The organism is Flavobacterium hungaricum, assembly GCF_015182285.1.
GTDB lineage: Bacteria > Bacteroidota > Bacteroidia > Flavobacteriales > Flavobacteriaceae > Flavobacterium > Flavobacterium hungaricum.
Genome location: NZ_PRDM01000001.1, coordinates 1,320,805 through 1,339,497, shown reverse-complemented (window position 1 = coordinate 1,339,497; position 18,693 = coordinate 1,320,805). Strand labels below are relative to the sequence as shown.

At 37.3% G+C, this 18,693-nt stretch carries 9 protein-coding genes; all 9 read right to left on the bottom strand.

Features of this window, described 5'->3' with window-relative positions; genetic code table 11:
* Window positions 1–224: 224 nt before the first annotated feature.
* A complete protein-coding gene (locus C4F50_RS05735; protein ID WP_193845456.1) occupies window positions 225–2,645 on the bottom strand; it encodes a glycoside hydrolase family 2 TIM barrel-domain containing protein in 2,421 nt (806 codons plus the stop codon).
* Window positions 2,646–2,677: 32 nt separating this feature from the next.
* Window positions 2,678–5,143 (bottom strand): glycoside hydrolase family 95 protein, encoded by a 2,466-nt coding sequence (locus C4F50_RS05730; RefSeq protein WP_193845455.1) that lies wholly within the window; start codon window positions 5,141–5,143, stop codon window positions 2,678–2,680.
* A gap of 218 nt (window positions 5,144–5,361) precedes the next feature.
* Window positions 5,362–7,347, bottom strand: coding sequence for an alpha-L-arabinofuranosidase C-terminal domain-containing protein (locus C4F50_RS05725; RefSeq protein ID WP_193845454.1), 1,986 nt, complete (start codon window positions 7,345–7,347; stop codon window positions 5,362–5,364).
* 24 nt (window positions 7,348–7,371) lie between these two features.
* Window positions 7,372–8,811 carry a glycoside hydrolase family 28 protein gene (locus C4F50_RS05720; protein WP_193845453.1) on the bottom strand — a complete coding sequence of 480 codons (1,440 nt, stop codon included), beginning with the start codon at window positions 8,809–8,811 and terminating at the stop codon, window positions 7,372–7,374.
* Between the two features lie 170 nt (window positions 8,812–8,981).
* Window positions 8,982–10,511, bottom strand: a complete 1,530-nt coding sequence (locus tag C4F50_RS05715) for a glycoside hydrolase family 28 protein (protein ID WP_193845452.1) — start codon at window positions 10,509–10,511, stop codon at window positions 8,982–8,984.
* A gap of 209 nt (window positions 10,512–10,720) precedes the next feature.
* On the bottom strand, window positions 10,721–12,358 hold the full coding sequence (locus C4F50_RS05710) for a sodium/sugar symporter (protein ID WP_193845451.1): 1,638 nt from the start codon (window positions 12,356–12,358) through the stop codon (window positions 10,721–10,723).
* A 54-nt stretch (window positions 12,359–12,412) separates the two neighbouring features.
* Window positions 12,413–13,555: an acyltransferase family protein gene (locus C4F50_RS05705; protein ID WP_193845450.1), complete on the bottom strand. Its 1,143-nt coding sequence runs from the start codon at window positions 13,553–13,555 to the stop codon at window positions 12,413–12,415.
* Window positions 13,556–13,779: 224 nt separating this feature from the next.
* Window positions 13,780–16,920, bottom strand: coding sequence for a beta-galactosidase, LacZ type (gene lacZ / locus C4F50_RS05700; RefSeq protein WP_193845449.1), 3,141 nt, complete (start codon window positions 16,918–16,920; stop codon window positions 13,780–13,782).
* 43 nt (window positions 16,921–16,963) lie between these two features.
* Window positions 16,964–17,845 carry an inositol oxygenase family protein gene (locus tag C4F50_RS05695; protein ID WP_193845448.1) on the bottom strand — a complete coding sequence of 294 codons (882 nt, stop codon included), beginning with the start codon at window positions 17,843–17,845 and terminating at the stop codon, window positions 16,964–16,966.
* Window positions 17,846–18,693 lie beyond the last annotated feature (848 nt).

Sequence of the window (18,693 nt, the reverse complement as noted above, 5' to 3'; positions counted from 1 at the left end):
GAGCGTTATACGTACAGCTGATTTTATCTATTTGTATTAAAAGCTCCTGCGGAGCGGCATGTTACCCCGCTGGGGTTCTTCTCTCTATAAACATTTGTTTTACCGATGAGATGTCCCGATGGGACATTTTACGGGGGGTCTATAAATATGTCCTGCCTACCGATGAGATGTCCCGATGGGACATTTTTACAGGGGTTTAAAAACCTTTACGGTATCTTCACAAATTATTGGACATTAATAATGACTTCAACAGGTTTTAACCACGGACTTGTGAATTTCACTTTAATTGGTTCTGTCAAATCGCCGTTTGCCTGAATGTATGCCGCAATGTGTCCGTGAAAAACGCGCTGAACATTGTCAGTATAATCGGTCATATCGCTATTGTTTCCTGCTTCTAAACCTAATAAAGTTCCAGAACCTGAAATCGTACAAGTTACTTCATTGTCTGAAAGCATAACCGAAAGTCCGTTTTGGTCTTTTACCTGAACCATGATTTTGGCTACACCTTTGTCTTTACTGATGGTACTATTTTTAGCAGCAATCGTTAATTCAAAAGGCTGCTGCGTCGAATTGACTGTGTAACGACTTACTTCTTTATCGTTTTGATCCAATCCAACGGCTTCTAATTTTCCTGATGCGTATGGAATATCCCAATAGATAATTCCGGTTTTTTCATCGTATAATTTTGTTTCGCCTACTGTTTTTCCATTCAGCTCTAATCGGGCTTTTGAGGCGTTGGTATAACAAACCACACGTATTTTTTGCCCTTCTTCGTAATTCCAGATGGACCACGCATCTTTAGAAATATCTTTTTCATTTGTTAACGGATACGTTCCCAAATAAATCATGGGTTTATCTGACCATAACGATTGACGGAAATACCCTCGCGGTTTGATAACACCGGCAAAATCAACCAAACCAGAATAAAATCCTCTTGACGGCCATCTTCCCGATTCTCCCAGATAATCAATTCCTGTCCAGAGAAACTGCCCGAAAATATGTTTGTTGTTTTTAACTGCGAGCCAAGGCTGCATATCGTGTGTATTTTCACTTCCGTAAATCACTCTGTTTGGATATTTTTCGTGATCCGACTGGTATTTGCTTTCGGTATAATTATATCCGGTAATATCCAAAGCGCCCGGATATTCTGTTTCATTAGACATGGCTACTCCAGCTAAACCTGCTGTTGTCGGACGTGACTTATCGCATTTTTTTACCGCTGCGACCAGACGTTTTGCAATTGTTCCCAAGCGCATGGCATCGGGAGCCTCTTTTTTGTAGCCTCCATACGTTGCCTGCCCGAAACCATCTTTTCCTTTGTCTAAAACAGGATGAGAATACGGATCGTTTGGATAATCTACTTCGTTGCCAATACTCCATGCAAAAACCGAAAGGTGGTTTCTGTCGCGTCGCACAAAATCTTCTAAATCTTTTTCTGCCCAATCAGCAAAAATATCAAAAGAACCTTCATAGCCGGGCGTCCCGTAATTCCAGCCTTGCAGCCATTTACGTTTTGGAAACTCCCATTCGTCATAAGCTTCATTCAAAACCAATAAACCCAATTCATCACAAAGTTCATAGAAATCCGGCGCCTGCGGATTATGGCTGGTGCGAACAGCATTTACCCCAATTTCTTTCAATGTTTTTAATCTGGTTTTCCAAACTTCTCTTGGAACTGCCGATCCTAAAACGCCGGCATCGTGGTGCAGACAAACGCCTTTCATCTTCATTCCTTTTCCATTAAGGGCAAAACCATTATTTGGGTCGAATGAAAAACTTCTAAAACCTGTCTGTGTTTCGGTTTTATCGATTTCTTTTCCGTTTTGTACAACCGTAGTTTGCAGCTGATACAAATTCGGATTTTCTAAATCCCATAACTTCGGGTTTTTAACGTTGATCTTAGCAGTAATTTTTACTTTTGCATTCACCGAAACCGCCACTTTTGAAGCAGCTTTTGCAATAGATTTTCCTTTAAAAAACAATTCATTTACAACGGTTAAAGCTGTTTTTGAAGCCGTATTATTTTCTACTTCTACTTCAACATTCAAAATTCCGTTTCCGTTTTGTACTTCCGGATAGGCATACACGCCCCATTGCGCAATATGAACCGGATTTGCGTATACGAGCCACACATTTCTATAAATTCCAGAACCGCTGTACCATCTTGAATCGGCGCTCTGACTATGATCGACACGAACCGAAATGATATTTTCACTTCCAAATTTCACAAATTCCGTAGCATCATAAGCAAACGAAATATAGCCGTTTGGACGTTTTCCTAATGAATGTCCGTTTATGAAGACTTCGCTTCTGTTGTAAACGCCTTCAAAATACAAATACACTTTTTCGCCCGCTTTGCTCTGCGGAATATTTATTGCTTTTCTGTACCAAGCAATTCCTCCTGGCAGATATCCTGTACAGCTTGCCAAAGTCGGACTCAGCTGTCCTTTTACACTCCAGTCGTGCGGTACGTTTACTTGTTTCCATTTGCTGTCGTCAAAAGTGACGTTTTTAGCATCAGAAACATCCTGAAGGTTAAATTTCCAGTTGTCATTTATTTTCTTTGCGTCACCAAATGAGATTTGAGCGAATGCTGAAAAACACGAAAGAAAAAGTACGGGCAGTAAGATCTTATTTTTAAACACTATGGTATTTTTTTAGTTTATAAAATGAAAATTTATTCAAGAGGACTTATGATATAGGAAGCTCCTTTTTTGGTCTCTACTACAGCCGTATATCCAATAGATGATTTCTCGCTTTTGATATTCAGTTTTTCAATCACAAATGGCTCCGAAGCTCTTATTTTACAAGTTCCTCCAGTATTTGAAACAACTTTGGTCTGACTCATTTTACCGTCATTCCATTTTATGTTTACAGTGAAATTTCCTTTTGCGGTAATTCCCTTAATTTCACCTTCTTTCCAATCGTCTGGTAAAGCAGGCAGCACATGAATTTCATTGTTCTGGCTCTGCATCAGCATTTCGATTACCCCTGCTGTTCCGGCAAAATTTCCATCAATCTGAAAAGGCGGATGTGCATCAAAAAGATTCGGATAACAGCCTCCTTGCCGTTTGTATTTAGGATCATTATCTTTTGTCAGCCTCAACTGATTCTTGAATAATTTATAAGCATGGTTTCCGTCCAAAAGTCTCGCCCACATATTTACTTTCCAGGCCAAACTCCAGCCCGTTCCGTCGTCGCCACGAAGCTCTAAAGTCTTTTTGGCAGCATTTGCTAAATCTGGAGTTTTCAAAGGTGAAATTAAATTAGCCGGATGCAAAGCGTACAAATGCGAAGTATGTCTGTGGTGCGGGTCTTCGTCTTCAAAATCTTTGTACCATTCCTGCAGCTGCCCTTTAGCTCCAATCTGAAAAGGCAGTAATTTGTCAGATGCCGTGTTTACCTTTTGTCTAAAATCAGCATCAATATTTAGAATTTTTGAAGCTTCGACCGTATTTTCGAACAAATCTTTTATAATGCCAATGTCCATTGTAGAAGCAGTTGTCACTACGCCTCCTTTTTTTCCGTCATAATAATATTTGTTTTCCGGCGAAGTCGATGGCATGGTAACCCAATAACCGTTTTGGTCTAACTGAAGCCATTCTAAACTAAATTCGGCGGCGCCTTTTATAATCGGATATACTTTTTTAAGATATGCTGTATCGCCTGTATATTCATAATGTTCCCATAAATGCCTGCTCAGCCAGTTGGCTCCCATATACCAATTGGCCCACATTGGATCACCTTTTCCAAAATCGCCGACAGGATTTGTCATTGCCCAGATATCAGAATTATGATGCAAAACCCAGCCGTTGGCATGATAATAACTTTTGGCAGTTTCTGCTCCCGTTACCGAAACATTTTTGATGAAATCGTTAAGCGGAAAAAACAATTCTGATAAACTTGCCGATTCAACCGGCCAGTAATTCATCTGCAAATTGATATTGGTGGTATAATTACTGCTCCACGGTGCGCGAAGCTTGTTGTTCCAGATTCCCTGCAGATTTGCCGGTGCGTTGTGTGTACGCGATGAAGAAATTAATAAATAGCGTCCGTATTGAAAAAATAAGGCTTCTAGTCCGGAATCTTTTTCTCCTTTGGCATATTGTTCCAAACGAATATCTGTCGGAAGATTGGACTTATTCGTCTCTTTTTCATTTAATTGTAAAGAAACTCTATTGAAGAATTTTTGAAAATCCTGAAGATGTTCTTTAACTAAATGATCATACTTTTTAATTGATGTTTTTTTGATCGGATTTTCTGCAGCTGCATGTTCGTCTTTTCCCTGACTGTCCGGACATTTATCAAATCCGTTAAAACTGGTTGCCGCCGAAACGAAAAGTACTATTTCAGAAGCATTTTTAATTACAATTTTGTTTCCTTCATAACTTACCGTTCCGTCTTTTACAATTGGTTTTACGATCAATTCAAAACGCATGCCTCGGCATCCTGCTGCATCATCATAGAGAATTGGTTCTTTATTGTAATCAATATAATTGGGATCGGCGTGAGAAGGTGCTTTTCCTTTTAAAACCAAAGACTGATTTTGTATTTCTTTTTGATTTTTTAAAAGACTGGAAACATCAATTGTAACAGAAAGTTTTTTGAGTTGCTCTGCCGAAAGTTTCATTACAATGCATTGCGCAGGTGCCGACGCAAAGATTTCTCGCTTGTACTTTACGCCGTCGACCGTAAAATTGGTTACTGCCAATCCGGTTTGGATATCGAGACTTCTGTTATAATAATCAGTTTTTTTTCCGCCCAAATCCTGTGTTAACAAAAGATCACCCAAAGGCATAAAACTTTCGCTGTAAGCGCCCTGCATATTTTTGGTCAGATGATAGGCTTTATCAAAATCTTCTGCTTTAAGCGCTTCTCTGATCAAAGCCAGATTCCCGAAAGCATCCGGATTTACATTTTTCTGTACAGGTCCGCCACTCCATAAAGTCGCTTCGTTTAATTGAATCAATTCAGAATCTACTCTGCCAAAAACCATTGCACCGAGTGTTCCGTTTCCAATTGGAAGCGCTTCTGTCCATTCAACCGCAGGCTGATTGTATTGCAGTTTTAAATCCTGGGCATAACTGGAAAATCCAAATATGAAAAAGACCAAAAAACTCTTTTTAAAAAGATTGTACATCATGTATTTTTAATTAATAATTAAATAACTAAACGCGTTGGCTGTAATTCAAAAGTTCTATATTTTGACGCAGATACAGCGGATTTGCTGTCGCAAAGACGCTGACAAAAACGGATTTATATTTAGAAATAAAAAAATCTGCGTAAATCTGTGTCTTTGCGACAGCAAATCCGTCTAATCCGTGTTCTTTTTTTTACAAACAATGAGTCCCAAAGATTTAACTAGTTCGTTTTCAGTTTCAAAACCGTTACCGAATACGCAGGAAGATTCAATTCTTGTTTTCCTTTCGTAATTTTATATTCGCTTGTTTTCGGACTTATTTTTTTCGGATCTGCAAACGTATTTTCATCCTGAACATTCGGACTTACAAGGGTAATCATACTTCCTTTTGAACCTAATTTTGCTCCTTTCAAATCAATCGAAACCTCTTGATTGGAGGTCGATGTATTAACCAGCTTTACAATAATTTCTTTTGTATTGACATCTTTTACCGCAGATGCATACAAATTATTCTGTCCGATTAAAGCTTTTCCATTTTGCGTAATACTCAAAAGATCTGTCCCCTTGTTCGTTGAAAATAATTGCTGTACGTAATAATTTGCAGAACCATACGATTGAAGATTATTAAACCAAATCATGTCCGGAGTCCATTGCCAGGCATCTTCGTGAGCCATCAAAGGCGCATACGAGGTCATGTTAACCACTTCTGCATTTCTTTCTAATCCTGTCATAAAAGCCGCTTCAGAAAAAGCACATTCCCAATTGTTCCTATTGTTTGGGTTAGCTCCTGAAACACTTTGTGCCGCATATTCTCCTGCGAATATTTTTGGTCCTTTTCTGTCGTAATTATCATAACGTCCTGCATTTTCTCTAAACCATTGCGGACTTTTGTAATAATGTTCGTCAATCAATTCGGCATTGAGTTTTTTAAGTTCTGTCATCGCGAAATCAAAATGTTCGCCGTCTGGAGAAGGTCCCGTTCCGGATACAATTATGATTTTGGGATATTTTGCTTTTATAGCTTTTTCGAAAACTTTGTAACGGTCAATATAATCTGGTCCCCACTGTTCATTTCCAACTCCGATATATTTTAGATTGAATGGTTTTGGATGTCCCATATCCGCGCGAAGTTTTCCCCATTTGGTACTGACATCACTATTTGCAAATTCAATTAAATCCAAAGCATCCTGAATATAGGGATCGAGTTCGTCCATTGGCGCTAATTCTCCTGTATTATATTGACACGCCATACCGCAGCTTAAAATCGGAAGCGGTGCTGCTCCAATATCTTCAGAAAGCTGGAAATATTCAAAAAATCCCAATCCGAAACTTTGAAAATAATCGGGAGTCTGTTTGTGGTTGAATTCGACATTCCAACGGTTCATCATCGTTTTTCTTTCCGCAGCATTTCCAATCGATTTTTTCCATTGATAACGATCTGACAACGTTCGTCCTTCTACAATGCAGCCGCCCGGAAAACGTAAAAATCCCGGTTTTACATCATACAAAAGCTGTACAAGATCTTTACGGAGTCCGTTTTTTCTACCTTTCCAAGTATCTTCTGGAAAGAGCGAAATCATATCCAGATCGATCGTTCCGTTTCCTTCAAAAGTAATTTTCAACTTTGCTTTTGCTTCGGTTTGCACCGCTGTAAACTGTGAAGTATAAGTATTCCACTGCTCAGAATTGGGAACAATACTCGTTTCACCAATCACTTTTTGATCTTTATCTATTAACTGAAAAATGATTTTTTTAATCGCGCCTTTAGGGTTCGCCGCTTTTAAAGAAAGATTGTATTGCGCATCTTTCTTTACTCCTATTCCTCTAAATCCTTCGTTGATTAAAGCATATCCTTTATCGTTGTTGATCTCAACCCTGCAAAAATTAGAATTGTTTTTTTCCTTCGACAGATTAATCGGAAAAGCACTGCCCGATTCTTTGTTCAAAGAAGATCTTTTCGTGTTCGGCTGTTCCCATCCCATCATTGGTTTATCAAATTCAAAAGAGCGGTTTTTAATCATTTCGGCATATAATCCGCCGTCTGCAGCAAAATTGATATCTTCAAAAAACAATCCAAACATCGTTGGCTGAATTTTGGCAACTGTTTTAGAAGCATCGACTTCTAAAGCCGTTTTTTGCGCATTTGTATAAAGACTGCTCAGTAATAAACAGCCTAAAATAGATTTAGAAAGGAGGTTATTTTTCATAGTTTTTTGGAAATAGTCAGATGCTTATTTTTTTACGGCTTCTAATTTTTCAGGAAAAGCAGCCTGTCCGTCTAAATTAGTAATAATTAAAGAATCTACATTTTTACTTTCTACAGCATATTTAAAATAATCCGGTTTATTTTCACCCCATTGTACGGTACAATTCTGAACCTTGATACGTTCTGCATTTTCAAAATAAAACCCCGAAGTACTTCCTTTGACAAAACCTTCCACATTAGCCGGACGTCTGTCGTACAAACCTCCTGGAAAAGAAGTTGTTTTAGTCATAAAAACACTCACATCATCAAAAACAATATTTTGAATTTTATCTTTTGATTCGCCGCTCACAAACACCCCATTTTCTCCCGTACACTGAATATTAGAGAAATAAATATTTTTGATTCCGCCCACTTTTCCTTCTGTCGCTCCTTTCGGAAAACGCCAGTTCGCATCTTTATGATTTCCTTTTGCTCTGCTGAAGGCCGTTACATAAATCGGTTCTGCTTTTCCCCACCAAGTATCGGTATTCAATTTACTTTCTACAATAATGTTCGAAAAAATAACATCGCTTACGGTTCCTTCATCACGATTCTGGATTCCTAAAGCACGATTGCTGTTTTTAATGATACAATTATTAAAAACAACTTGTCTGATGGCATCCATATTTTCAGAACCAATTTTAATCGCACAGCTGCTGCTCGTCATCGTACAATTTGTTACGGTAATATTTTCGCAGGCACCAAATTCTTCAAATTCCCTTCTGTTTTTTAAACAGATACAATCGTCACCGCTTTCGATATAACAATCACTGATTCTGACATTTTTAGAATGATCCAGATCGATTCCGTCACTATTACGGACTTTCAAGCTGTTCAATAACGTAATACCGCTGATTACAACATCGTTACACCCCACTAAATGAATCGTCCAATACGCTGAATTTCCGATATGGACATCATGAATTCTTATGTTTTTACCGCCGATAATCGTCAAAACGTGAGGTCTTGGATCTAAGACATTAAATGGTTTCAGAACATAAGCATCTTCCTGTTCTTCGCCCATAAACGAGATTCCGTTTCCATCTATTTTGCCGCTGCCGCTAATCGTAAAATCCTCGACATTTTCGCCGCCAATCCAGATTGTTCCTTCTCCCGGATTGTTTCTGAAAGCGCTTTTGGTATATAATTTTTCATCTGGACTTGCCAGTAATTTTGCACCAGCTTCGATATGCAGCTCTACTTTTGATTTTACATCAAACGGTCCAGCCAAAAAAGTAAACGGCGCCGGAATTAAAACCCTTCCTCCCGTTTTACTGCAGGCATCAATTGCTTTTTGAATCGCGGCTGCGTCATTTGTTTTTCCGTCTCCTTTGGCTCCGTATTTTTTAACGTCATAGATCTTTTGCGCCGAAACGGTGAACGAAAGGCAGAAAATGAGGAGTGCGATGATAGATTTCTTTTTCATTATATTTTGTTTTTTTAATGCCGCAAAGACGCTAAGGCACTAAGTTTTTTTTAAGTATTTGTTATTTAATCTCGCAAAGTCGTAGAATCGCTATTTTTTGTTTCACGCAGATTTTTCAGATTTCATTTAAAATCTGCGTGAAACAAACTTCGTGTCTTTATGGTCAACTCTTAATGCGCAGGCAATTCAAACTTATTCTGTTCTGGTTCGATTTTTCTTTTTGCAGCTTCATTGTCAAGATTGCTTCCCGAAACATCTTTAAAAACAATCTGATTCATTTTATCCGAAGGAACATCAATCTCCTCCATCGTCAAATCTTTCACATCATCAAAAACAAAAGCCGGACGAAAATCTTCTTTATCCAAAACCAATTTGATGTTTTTCATCTGAATTCCGTTGACGTGGCGTACATAAAACCCCCACGAAGGCAGTTCTCCAAACATCGTAAATTCTGGATAACCGTTGATGTTTTCTTTAACATCTTTCAATCGGCTTAACGGATGATATGCCATGCCTTTTGATGCTTTTCCTGGATAAATGATTTCTATATTTTCTAACGTCACATTTTCTATTGAATGCCCCGGAATTCCTGCAATCGAAGACGGAAACGGATTATGGAAATAATCTACTTCTGGTCCGCGCATATCGTAATCAATATCTGGACGCCCAAACGGAACTTGCACTTTTACATTTTTAATTGATACATTTTTGATGTATCCCGCTTTTTCTCCGTTTCGATGTCCTAAACGAATTAGAATTGCATTTCCAGTATTTACAGCTGTAATATCTGAAACTTTAATGTTTTCAATCTCAGCACCGTCAACCGATTCAATCGCAACCGCCGATCTGAACGTGTCAAAAACCTTGATATTTTCAATCGTAACATTTTTGAAACTTCCGTAAGAACCTGTACCAAATTTCACTGCATTGGCACTTGATCGAATCGTACAATTGCCGATGTAAATGTTGCTATTGTGCAAACCAGGGACTTCAGATTTTAAGCAGATTCCGTCATCGGCTGTATTTACATTACAATTCGTAATTCGAACATTTTCGCAGCCGTCTATATCAATTCCGTCATTATTCCAGTAGGCTCTGCTTTCTACTTTCATAAAATCAATGACAATATTTTTGCATTCTCTAAAACATTGTGTCCATCCCGGACTATTCTTTAAAGTAATCTGGGTCATCGTAATTGAATCACATTTTACAAAAGAAACCAGTTTTCCTCTTCCATCTTCGGGGCGCATTCTTCTGTAATTGTATTTTGGATCAATTCGCACGCCTGTATGATGCAGACTGTCAATGGCCAAAGCCAATTCTCTTCCCTGACCGTCTATAATTCCTTTTCCGTTAACCGCAATATTCTTTGAATTGTATGCAATAATAAAAGCTCTGATTCCTTCGTATTTCGGATAATCATCAGGATTGGAACTTCCTAATAGAACAGCTCCATCTTCAAAAAACAATTCCACATTATCTTTTAAAACAATACTTCCAGAAAGGAATGTTCCCTTAGAAAATACAATTTTTCCGCCTTTGCCTTTATTCGCAGCATCTATCGCTTTTTGGATTGCTTTTGTATTCAAGGTTTTTCCATCTCCTACAGCACCGTATTTTTTAATATCAAATATCCTCTGCGCCGAAACAGTCAGCGAGAAGCAAAAGATAAGGAGTGTAATTATAAAATTTCTTTTCATTTGTGTATGTTTTTTAATCTCGCAAAGTCGCTAAGTTTTTTTGTTTCACGCAGATTTAAAAAAGATTTAAGCTGCTCTTGCAGATATTTTATAAAAAATCAAATTAAATCAGCTAAAATTTGCCTAATCTGCGTGAAACAAAAACCTTTTTAATCTTATTTACAACAAAAACTTTGTGCCTTCTTGGCTTTGTGGCTAATTGCTAAATATTACCAGAAAACAGTGTACAACGCCACCAAAATTCCACAGATAATAAACGAACCAATTATAAACTCTGGTGATACCTTAAACATAGCATTATCAACTTCTATCGCGTGATTTTCGGCTTCTTCTTCCGACACTGGTTTCGCCAGACTGATTCCCACCATAAGAAATACAATAATGAAGAAAACAATCGTCATTCTGTCTAAGAAAGGATAATCAGGAAAGGCGCCTTCTGTCCACATGGGCAGGAATTTTAAAACCGCTGCAATCGGCACTGTCAATAATGCTCCAGCTAATCCAGCTGTTGGAGTTGTTTTTTTCCAAAACATTCCCAATAAGAAAATTGCTAAAACGCCTGGAGAGAAAAACCCAACATATTCTTGTATAAACTGATATGCCTGATCCAGAGATTTTAAAGCCGGAGCCACAAAAGCTGCAATAATCATACAAACTACTACACACCATCTTCCGGTGCGAACCAGTTTTTTTTCTGATGCCTGCGAATTGAAGTATTTTTTATAAATATCTAAAGAAAAAATGGTTGAAATACTATTGGCTTTTCCTGCTAAAGAGGCTACAATTGCCGCTGTCAATGCCGCCAAAGCCACACCTTTTAATCCCGCCGGAAGTAAATTCATTAAAGTTGGATACGCATGATCTGGTTTTAAAACGCCTGCCGCATCGACCATCTCCTGTTGAAATGCTCCGTTCTGATGCATTACAAACATGGCAATTCCGGGTAGAACGGCGATAATTGGCACTAATAATTTTAGAAACGCTGCAAATAAAATTCCTTTACGGGCTGTTTTTAAATCGGCTCCCAAAGCTCTCTGAACAATATATTGATTGCATCCCCAATAAGCGAGATTGTTAATCAGCATTCCTCCAACCAAAACCGACATTCCCGGCAGTTCTGTATAATGCGGATTTGATTCGTCTAAAATCATGTGCAAATGATCTGGCGCCTGATCTGCAATAACGGCAAGTCCTTTTAGGATATCTTTTCCAAAACCAAACTGATCCGAAAGTAATGTTAAAGCCAAATAAGTAGTTACTAATCCGCCCAAAATCAAAACGATAACTTGAAACATATCGGTATAACCAATCACTTTCATACCGCCCAAAGTCACAATAACCGAAAATAAACTTAAACCAATTACGCAAAACTGAAAGCTTATCGGAGCTATGGACGAAATCGCCAACGCGCCTAAATAAATAATAGAAGTTAGATTAACAAAAACATAAATCAACAGCCAAATAATGGCCATAATCGTACTCACGGTGCCGCTGTATCTTTTTGCCAGGAACTGAGGCATAGTGAATATTCTGTTTTTAAGATAAATCGGCAGGATAAACATGGCTACAATAATCAAAGTAGCGGCAGACATCCATTCGTAAGAAGCAATCGCCAATCCGATCGCGAAACCCGAACCGCTCATTCCGATAAAATGCTCTGCTGAAATATTAGAAGCAATCAAAGAAGCGCCAATTGCCCACCAGGTCAGGGAGCCTTCTGCTAAAAAATATTCGTTTGAACTCGTTGCAGCTGTTTTTTTGCTTCTGTAAATATACATTCCATAGGCGGTCACTATGACAAAGTATATAAAGAAGACAATGTAATCTGCGGTTTGTAATACATTCATAATGGTGTGGTTAGTTGTGGTTAGATAGTAAAATGTATTTTAAAATTTAATGCATCAAATTTTTAGAAACCATTTTCTTTTATATAAAAAGTAAAGCAGTAAAAGCTGGACAACGGTTACCGATAAAGCAGCAAAAAAAGGCTGCCAGATCAATGGTGTAAATTGTATAAGTCCGCCAAAAACATAATCTGCGGAATGTTTAAAATCGACTAAACCTTCTGATGCGATGTAAATTAGGATTGAATTGGAACCAATCAATACTAGCGGAAATGCCCATTTGTGAAAACCAAATAAATCAATAATCACATAAAAAAAGACAAAAAACAAAATGCTGAAACCTCCCACAAAGCATACAAAAGAACTTGTCCATAAATGTTTGTTGATTGGAAAACTACTATCCCAAATCAAACCTGCGATAATCAGCACAACAGCTGTTAAAGCCATTAATAACAGTCGTATTTTTATTGAAAAAGAACATTTTACTTTTAAAAAAGTGCCGACAAAAACACCTAATAAAGCGGTCGAAACTGCAGGAAGCGTCGAAAATATTCCTTCGGGATCGTAAACTGTGCTGTGCAGTCTGCCCGGTAAAAGTAAACGATCGATATATCCTTCTAAAGAACCTTCTTTGGTTAAAACTCCTGCTCCAAAATCAGGAACTGGAATCCATTTCGTTGCGGCGTAATATCCAATCAGGATTCCAAAAAACCAGATTAATTGTTTTTTAAAGTCAAAATTCAAATAGATAATCCCAGCAAAAAACCAAGCCAGTCCGATCCTTCCCAGAACACTTGCCAAACGGGTATGATCTAAACCTTCAAATCGCAATAATCCATTCACTACAAATCCTAAAATCAGTAAGACAGCGGTTCTTCGGAGCATGGATAAATAGATCTTTCGCTTTTCTTCTTTAGGTAAATCCTCTGCCGATTTTACGCCTGCCAAATGTATTTTCTTCTCTAAGGAAAACGGCATTGAAACTCCCGCTACAAATAGAAAAACCGGAAAAATCATATCATAAAATGTGATTCCGTTCCATTCGGCATGATGCAATTGCGACGACATCCAGATAAAAACCGGAATCGGGGCTGCTTTGGCAAGAGCGTGAATAACGTGCTCTCCGCTCATAATCCAAAACATCACAAAACCGCGCAGGGCATCTAAAGAAATTAATCTTCCAGTTGTATTGTTACTCATTTTTTTTAGTATTCTGTGGTCAGTTGATAGTTAGTAATCAGTGGTCAGTTTTTTAGTGGTCAGTCTTATTTAGTGGTCAGTCTCATTTAGTGGTCAGTTGATAGTTAGTAATCAGTGGTCAGTGTTATTTAGTGGTGAGTACAATTTTTTTAGTGTTCAGTTTAAACCTAACAGTACTGAAAACTAAAATTCTGAACACTGGACACTATAATATACTGAACACTTTAAAAAATTGGTTTAATAACAAATCCGTAGCTGTATTCGCTTCGTTTTAATTGATATTCTTCATGTGGCGGCAATCCCCAACTGTTATCGCCTCCAAGTCCGCGCTGGGTCAAGTCAACACAGACTACAACTTCATTTCTTGGGGTGATGTCGCTGGAATGAATATTCTTTTTCGAAATTCCTCCATCAAAATCACTCGGATAATTATTCAAAGTACTCATTCCTAAAGGTTGCAGACCTTTTATCTCCAGGCCGTTTGCTTTGCTGCCTGACAATCTAAACCAGCGTATATCGGTCTTGTATCCATTTTCTTGTGGGCGTGTATAAGGCACATATTGGTCTGCAACTTTACTGTTATAAATTCCTTTGAACGAAGAGGTTTTTCTGTCCGGATAATTTTCTAAAGGCCCTCTTCCGTAATAATCCAGATTTTCTAATGTGTTTTTTAAAGTGAAAATCATTCCGAAACGCGGTAATTCCGGCACTGGATTATTTCCTTTTTTATAAGAAGCCTGAATTTCTAAAGCACCATCATTTGCCAATGCATATTTGATGGTATAATCAGAAGCAACATCGTTTAGTTTTAATTTTGCAACGATATATTTTTTTCCGTTTTCTTCAATTTGTTCAATGCTTTCTAAAGATGTATTTTTCCCAGCGGTTCTCCAAACGTTGGTTCTAATCTGCATTTTGTTTCCGATGTCATTATCTGTCGGCGCTCTCCAGAAATTAGGTTCGGGATATTGTTTAAAATACTCTTCGCCTTTGATATTGTAATACGAAATCAATCCGGTAGATTTACTGATTTTAACGGTAACATCAACCGAAGTCAAAACAAACTGATCTTTCTCGTCCTGAACTTTTGAAGTTCCAGCATTTTCCGATTTTGAAAAATAGTTACCGTCTTCAATTACAAACTGCTCTTTGGCAATTTCAAAGTTTTGAGGCAGTAATTCAGAACCTGTTTTCGTGTAAGCAAAAACATTCAATAAATATTCTTTTCCTTCTTTTGATTCTATTTTTGGAAGATCAACCTTCACTTGCTTTTTTGTTTTCGGAGCTAAAGCAACAGCAAATGTTCCTTCTTTGATTACTTTTCCGTTTTCCAGAACTTCATATCTGAAATTGTATTTATTCAGGTTTGTAAAACCAAAATCATTATTAATTTCGATGAGTCCGTTTTTGATATCAACTGCCTTAAACAAAATATCCTGATAGACTTTTTTCACTTCAAAGGCGCCGGGATGCGGTGTTCTGTCCGCGTAAACCAATCCGTTATGGCAGAAATTTTCATCATTCAAATAATTCTGACTTCCCATATCACCTCCGTAAGCCCAGTATTCTCTGCCAGCTTCATCTTTTCTTTTATAACCTTGATCAACCCAATCCCAGATAAAGCCACCCTGCATATTTTTACTGCCGCGAATGATATCCCAGTATTCCTGAAAATTACCGCTGCTGTTTCCCATCGCATGTGAATACTCACACATAATGTACGGACGGCTGACTTCTTTTCGTGAAGCGTATTCTTTCATGTATTCGATCGTTGGGTACATCGGACAAACGATATCGGTGTTTTCGTTTTCTTTTGCCTGTTCAAACTGAACCAAACGAGAATTATCTCTTTTTTTAATCCATTTATAAGCTTCGTGAAAAACTGGTCCGTTGGCACTTTCATTTCCTAAAGACCAAAGAATGACCGACGGCATGTTTTTGTCTCTTTCTACCAAACTGTAAATTCTATCCAAATGCGCTTCTCGCCATTCTGGAAGAAAACCCGGATTCGTTTTGGGATTCATCCAAATTAAAGGCTGTCCTTCCACTCCCATTCCATGGCTTTCGATATTGGCTTCGTCCACCAAAAACAAACCGTATTTATTACAAAGTTTTACCCATAAAATATTGTTTGGATAATGACTGCAGCGAACTGAATTAATGTTCAATTGCTTCATCATTTTGATGTCTTTCATCATCGTGGCTTCGTCCTGATAATGCCCCGTTTCAGGATTGTGTTCGTGGATATTGACACCGTGAACCATCAAGCGGACGCCGTTTACCAATAACTGACCGCCTTTTAATTCTACTTTTCTAAATCCGATTTGGGTTCCAACCGTTTCTACAAGTTCTCCTTTTGCATTTTTTAAAGTCAAAAGCAACGTATACAAATTCGGATTTTCACTGCTCCACAATTTCGGACTGGAAACATTTTGAGCAAAATTTAAAGTCTGAATTTTTGAAGGTTCAAAATTGACATTCAATTCTTTAGTAAAAACATTTTTTCCAGAAGCATCGACCAATTTTGCGGTCAATTTTTGATTGTTAACGGCAGTCGAAGTCAGATTTTTTAAACTTACTTCTACATTCAAACTTCCGTTTTTGTATTGAGCATCTAAATCTGGTTTCGCAAAAAAGTCAGCAATACGAACATGGTCTGTGCTGTACAAATACACATTTCGGTCAATTCCAGAAAGTCTCCACATATCCTGATCTTCCAGATACGAACCGTCGCTCCATCTGTACACTTCTATCGCTACATCATTTTTTCCAGGTTTTAAATATTTCGAAATATCAAACTCAGCTGGACTTTTAGTGTTTTCGGTATACCCAGCTTTTTGTCCGTTTACCCAAATATACATGGCAGCTGTTCCTGCTTCAAAATGAAGAAAAACATGGCGGTTTTTCCAATTTTCCGGCAGTACAAAATCTCTTTTATAAGACCCGACAGGATTATCCCAATGATTGATAAAAGGCGGATTTTTTTCGAATGGATACGTGATATTGGTGTAAATCGGCACGCCATAACCGTGCAGTTCCCAATTCGAAGGAACCTGAAGTTCGTTCCAATGCAAAGTACTGAAATCCGTTTTATAAAAATCTTTTGGACGCTGATCGGGAGTTGGCGACCAAGAAAATTTCCATTTTCCGTTCAAAGAAAAATACCAAGGTGAATTTTCATAGTGGTCGATGACAGCCGAAGTTTCATCTGCATAAGGAAGAAAAGCAGCGCGGGCCGGTTCTCTGTTAATTTGAAATACCAGTGGATTTTCCCAATCGTTGCGGTCTTTTTCCTGAGCCGAAATTCCTGCCGTAACAAGCAGTAAAAGGCTTATAAAAAATATTTTGGTTGTGGTTTTCTGCATTATTTTGGTTTTAGATAGCTTTCAGGCGAAATTTTTGATATTTCTAGAATTTCAATTTTTCCGGCAGATATTTCGCAACTAATTCTTTGTAATAAGGAAGTAATGCCTGGACATCTGGTTTTACGGGCGCTTTTGTATACAAATCGTACGGATTAAATTTTCGAACCCAGTCAAACATTTCGATGTCTTTTTCATTCATTAAATGAGTATACGCATTTTCTTTGTGCTGCGAATAAAATGAATGATAACGAATCATGTACAAAGCTGGATCTGGTAAATAATCTTTCATAATCTGGTACAAATATTCGTCGTGTCCCCAGCTCATTTTTACATTATCCAGTCCGCAGTTTTCTGTGTAAACACCAAATTTGGTATTGAATCTTTCGTCTGTAAAATCCGGGTTTTCTTTAAAAAATTCTGGATACACGATTTTATCTGAATACGCACATCCAACCGGAAACGTATCGCCTACCACGGCCCACTGAGGTTCTCCAAACAAACATAAAACTTTACCCAAATCGTGAATAAATCCTGTCAATACAAACCAATCCGGATGACCGTCTGCACGAATGGCTTCTGAAGTTTGTAAAAGGTGCTGCGTCTGGTCTAAGTCAATATCTGGGTCACTGTCGTCTACAAGCGTGTTTAAAAACTCAACAGCTTCCCAGATTGACATTTCTTTTCTATTAAACTGCAGAAAATCCTGTTCTTTACTGCATACAAAATCATAAGTCTGATACGTGTGGTTTATTCTGTAAAACTCCTTAACGGTTTCTACTCTATCCGAATCGACATAATTTCTGAATTCTTCTTTCTGTTTTTCTTTTGCATGCTCTTCAGATGGATCTGGATATCGCATCAGCAAATCATCTTCCCACTCATCTAAATTATTCAACGGATTGTCTGTATCTATATGCTTTTTCATAATGTTAAATAGTTAAAAGTTAGAAGACAAAAATAGAATTACATACACGTTTCAAAATGGATTAATACATCAAAAACATGGATAAAATTGATTACCGTAGGAATTTTACCTATAAAACAAACAAAAAAGCTGGAGTACTGTGCTTTTATGCCACAAATTCACGAATTTTAATTTGCTTATGCAGACTAATTTTTTTTACTAAAAATTATACGAATTTTTTCAAATACTGAGATGGATATTTCTCATGATTCAAACAAATCGAAATACATAAAAACTCAAATTTTAAACCTTGAGTTATCTTCTTTAATTATTGAAGAAAGAATGAGATTACTTTCTAAAATCAAAAAAGCAATTATTTTATAAATTCGTGTAAAAGCTGTAGTACTGTGCTTTTTTGCCACGAATTCACGAATTTTAATTTGATTATGCAGACTAATTTTTTTACTAGAAATTATACGAATTTTTTCAAATACTGAGATGAATATAATTATTAAAGAAACAATGAGATTACTTTCTAAAATCAAAAAAGCAATTAGTTTATAAATTCGCGTAAAAGCTGTAGTACTGTGCTTTTTTGCCACAAATTCACGAATTTTTTTTGCTTATACAGACTAATTTTTTTACTAGAAATTATACTGATTTTTTCAAATACTGAGATGAATATAATTATTGAAGAAAGAATGAGATTACTTTCTAAAATCAAAAAAGCAATTAGTTTATAAATTCGTGTAATTTGAAGAAAAAACAAATCCTTTGTAATAAGCAAAAAAAATTCGTGAATTTGTGGCGAAAAATCATTCAAATCTTTTTAGAGCAAATTGCGGAAATTTCAATTTATAGAAATCAGT

What these genes read in the sequence shown, in the direction of transcription:
- C4F50_RS05730 (WP_193845455.1), bottom strand. Translation starts at nt 5,143, where the DNA reads ATGATGTACAATCTTTTTAAAAAGAGTTTTTTGGTCTTTTTCATATTT.
- C4F50_RS05725 (WP_193845454.1), bottom strand. Translation starts at nt 7,347, where the DNA reads ATGAAAAATAACCTCCTTTCTAAATCTATTTTAGGCTGTTTATTACTG.
- C4F50_RS05720 (WP_193845453.1), bottom strand. Translation starts at nt 8,811, where the DNA reads ATGAAAAAGAAATCTATCATCGCACTCCTCATTTTCTGCCTTTCGTTC.
- C4F50_RS05715 (WP_193845452.1), bottom strand. Translation starts at nt 10,511, where the DNA reads ATGAAAAGAAATTTTATAATTACACTCCTTATCTTTTGCTTCTCGCTG.
- C4F50_RS05710 (WP_193845451.1), bottom strand. Translation starts at nt 12,358, where the DNA reads ATGAATGTATTACAAACCGCAGATTACATTGTCTTCTTTATATACTTT.
- C4F50_RS05705 (WP_193845450.1), bottom strand. Translation starts at nt 13,555, where the DNA reads ATGAGTAACAATACAACTGGAAGATTAATTTCTTTAGATGCCCTGCGC.
- lacZ (WP_193845449.1), bottom strand. Translation starts at nt 16,920, where the DNA reads ATGCAGAAAACCACAACCAAAATATTTTTTATAAGCCTTTTACTGCTT.
- C4F50_RS05695 (WP_193845448.1), bottom strand. Translation starts at nt 17,845, where the DNA reads ATGAAAAAGCATATAGATACAGACAATCCGTTGAATAATTTAGATGAG.